Raw genomic sequence first — 3,231 nt, 5'->3', positions numbered from 1 at the left:
GTCGCGCGCCTGTCGATCGACCGCCCGTTCGTCGCGTTCGCCCGCCTCAACGGCCCCCGCGACCCCGGGACGGGCCCCGCGTCGGTGGTGCGGAACCTCCGCGCCGATCGCGACGACCACCACACCCGGCCGGACGACGTGGAGCAGTACTCCTACGACGACCGCTTCCACGGCTTCACCCTCGCGCCCCACGTCGACGGGCTGCCGAACGAGGACGTGCTGTCCCGCCTCGAAGACGCCGACCTCCCCCTCTTCGTCCACGCGGGCCGCGAGTTCCCGCCTGAGGCGGTCGAGACGGAACTCCTCGGCTACGACCTCCCGCTCGTCCTCGGGAGCTTCGGCGGGTACCCGCTGGACGCCGAACTGATGAACCGGACGCTCGACCTGCTCGACGAGCACGACCGCGTGTACGTCGACACGAGCGCGGTGCGCTACCGCGAGGTGCTCGAACGCGGCGTGTTGGAACACCCCGACCGCGTCCTGTTCGGGTCCGGCGCACCCGACGTCCACCCGAACGTCGGCGTGATGGAGGTGCTCACCCTCGACGTCTCCGAGGACCTGATGGCCCGCGTGCTGGCGAAGAACCCCGCTCGCCTCGTCCCCGCGCTCGCCGAAGGCGCGGACGTCTGAGGCGACGCCGCCGGGGTCAGCCTCGATCCGGCCGGAAGCGACGCGCACTTGTTCCGTCGCCGCCGAGCCGACACGTATGAGCGACGCAGCGGCGGACGCCGGCGACAGTGCGGGTTCGGACTCCGACGACCCCTCGTCGAGGTCGTCCGCGCGGTCGGCCACGAGAACGTCACCGCCGAACACGCGAGCACGGTCGAACTCACGACCGACGACTGGCTCACGCCCGCCGGCGACTGTATCGTCGGCGTCGAGGCGGACCGCACACCGCGAGATTTCGGTCCCGAGTTCCGCGAGGCGTGTCGCGACGCGAGCGCGACGATCGAGGCGACGTTCGTCGTCGACGACGGCGACGAGACCCATCGCGAGACGCTCACGGGCCGCGGCGACCCCGACCTCGCGCTCGTCGACGACCGCTCGATGGTCGGGCGCACGAGCGACTACACCGACGACGAGCGCACGATCTTCGTCGAGGGCGAGGGGGCCGCCGCCGACCTCGACCGCGACCTCGTGGCGGCGCTGGCCGACGGCGCGGACCTGAGGTTGCGACTGAAGGTGACTCCCGCGCGGAGCGAGTGAGGCGATCGCCTCCGGTGTCGGTTATCGACCTCGTGACTGGTCTCTGGCTGGGTGTCGGCCCGGACCCGTGGACCGTAGTCGGCCTGTCTCTCGCCGGAGCGCTCTGCCGGGCAATCGACCGTCGAGACACTCGTTCGGTCGGCCGAAATCGATAGGCGACACGTGGAGTCAGCGGCGGTGCGAGACGTTGACGGGCGCCTCGGGCATGTCGATCCCCTCGCTGGCGAAGGCGGCCATCGAGCGCTCGGTCACGTCCGAGGCGAAGGCGAACTCGTCGCGCAGGTCGGCCACGTACGCCTTGCCGCGAATCGTCCGGTAGTAGGACTCGTCTTCGACTAAAACGGTAAGTGGGTGGTCGTCGTCGGTGTAGACGTACTTTGAGGTCATCATGGCCTCCTCGACGATCTCGCTCGCCCGGTCGACATCCGCGGAGGCAGTGACCGCGAGTTCGACGACGACCATCATCTCCGGGCGTCCGTCGTTGGCGTTCGAGACGTTGGCGGTGAACAGCGTGGCGTTCGGAACCATGACGGCGCTGTCGTCGGGCGTCACCAGCGTCGTCGACCGGAGCCCGATGTTGGTCACCTCGCCGTAGTCGCCGTCGATGGCGACCTTGTCGCCGACCTGGTACGGACGCTCGGTGATGAGCACGAGCCCCCCGATCATCCCTGCGAAGAGGTCCTTCAGGCCGAAACCGAGGGCGGCCCCGAGCAGCCCCGACACAGCGAGCAACTGTGCGGTCGAAAGCCTGAGCAGCGGTCCCAAGACGAGAAACGCCGCGGCCGCGTAGATGAGGAAGCGCGCTATCGGAATCAACATCTTGATGCTGATCCTCCGGTCGGGGCTGCGCTCGGCGACCGCGTTGAGCGCGTACCCGACGACTCGACTGGCGAGAGACGCCGCCACGAGCACGACCACGATACCCGTGAGCGTCCCCTGATCTATCCCGAGGTCCGCCAGCACCTGAACTGTGATCACAGTATCTGCCCCCGTTCGGTCGTCGTTGCGGCGACCGGCACCGCCGCCGGGTCGAGTTCCACGATACCGTCCCCGACCGTGACGAGGCCGTCGGCCGAGAGGCGCCTGATGATCCGATCGAGTCCGTCGACGATTTCCGAGAGCTCGGACCGAGCGACCCGCTCTTTCGAGAGCACGATCCGCAGACAGAACGCTTCCTCGCGGGTCAGGTCGCTGTCGGATGCGGGGACGGCGATGTCGCTCGGGCGGACTTCTGCCCCGTGACGGGTCTCCCAGATCGCGGTGGCGACACCGACGTTCCCGTTTGAGACCGCAGCGAGTCGGCCGAAGGTCAGATCCTTCGGATCCAGATCTCCGTCCGAAAAGAGATCTCTGACCGCGACGGGGCTCAGCGTGGGGATCGGGACGGACACCGACCAGTCCCGCCAGCCGATCTCGTGGCGTGTCGTTGCGATCAGGCCCCCTCGGTCGGGGTCGTCGGCGACGAACTCCGGCATCGTGTCGTACCGACCGAGCACGAGTTCCGCGATCCGGTCCGCGGGAAGCGGCTGGACCTCAACGGTGACGGGAAACTCCCGGTCGAGGCCCTGTACCGCCGTGAGATACGCCCACGCGTACCGGTTCCAGCCGGTCACCACCGTCGAATCGAGGCCCGCCAGATCGTCGAGGAACGCGGATAGTTCTTCGAAGCCGTCGATGCGACGCTCGTACAGGTGCTGGCAGTCCGCTATCACGACTGGCCCGCCGTTGATCCTCGCCCGGATTTCGTCGATTCCGTCGCCCGGGTCGAGGCTGACCCGAGTCGCGTCCAGATCGCGTTCGGCACGCTCGAGGACGGACTCCCGTCCGGAGAAGGGGTCGCCGACGACGGCGACCGGCCCGGCCCTCTCACCCGAGAGGGCCGACTCGAACGTCTCGTGGTCGTCACCGAGGAGCGTCGAGACGGTGACGTCCGTCCCCCGACGTCCCCCTTCGACGGCACTGTCGTTCATTATATCACCACCGTTACGCCCGGGCGATTGATAATACTGGGCCCGAGTCAACCGG

At 68.4% G+C, this 3,231-nt stretch carries 3 protein-coding genes and 1 pseudogene; 2 read left to right on the top strand and 2 right to left on the bottom strand.

The window, feature by feature from the left end:
• Both BN903_RS08620 and BN903_RS08615 read left to right on the top strand, forming a co-directional pair.
• Positions 1 to 630, top strand: a 630-nt coding sequence (locus BN903_RS08620; RefSeq protein WP_048077359.1) for an amidohydrolase family protein, incomplete at its 5' end; no start/stop codon positions are given.
• A gap of 76 nt (positions 631 to 706) precedes the next feature.
• Positions 707 to 1,206: pseudogene (locus BN903_RS08615) on the top strand (DUF371 domain-containing protein).
• 168 nt (positions 1,207 to 1,374) lie between these two features.
• Here the strand turns inward: BN903_RS08615 and BN903_RS08610 are convergent.
• Both BN903_RS08610 and BN903_RS08605 read right to left on the bottom strand, forming a co-directional pair.
• Positions 1,375 to 2,184 (bottom strand): mechanosensitive ion channel family protein, encoded by an 810-nt coding sequence (locus BN903_RS08610; RefSeq protein ID WP_048077358.1) that lies wholly within the window; start codon positions 2,182 to 2,184, stop codon positions 1,375 to 1,377.
• Positions 2,181 to 3,176, bottom strand: a complete 996-nt coding sequence (locus tag BN903_RS08605; RefSeq protein WP_048077357.1) for a hypothetical protein — start codon at positions 3,174 to 3,176, stop codon at positions 2,181 to 2,183. The genes BN903_RS08610 and BN903_RS08605 overlap by 4 nt, the downstream gene beginning before the upstream one ends.
• Positions 3,177 to 3,231 lie beyond the last annotated feature (55 nt).

Source organism: Halorubrum sp. AJ67 (assembly GCF_000513435.1).
This window is presented reverse-complemented; position numbering and strand designations above follow the sequence as displayed.

What these genes read in the sequence shown, in the direction of transcription:
- BN903_RS08605 (WP_048077357.1), bottom strand. Translation starts at nt 3,176, where the DNA reads ATGAACGACAGTGCCGTCGAAGGGGGACGTCGGGGGACGGACGTCACC.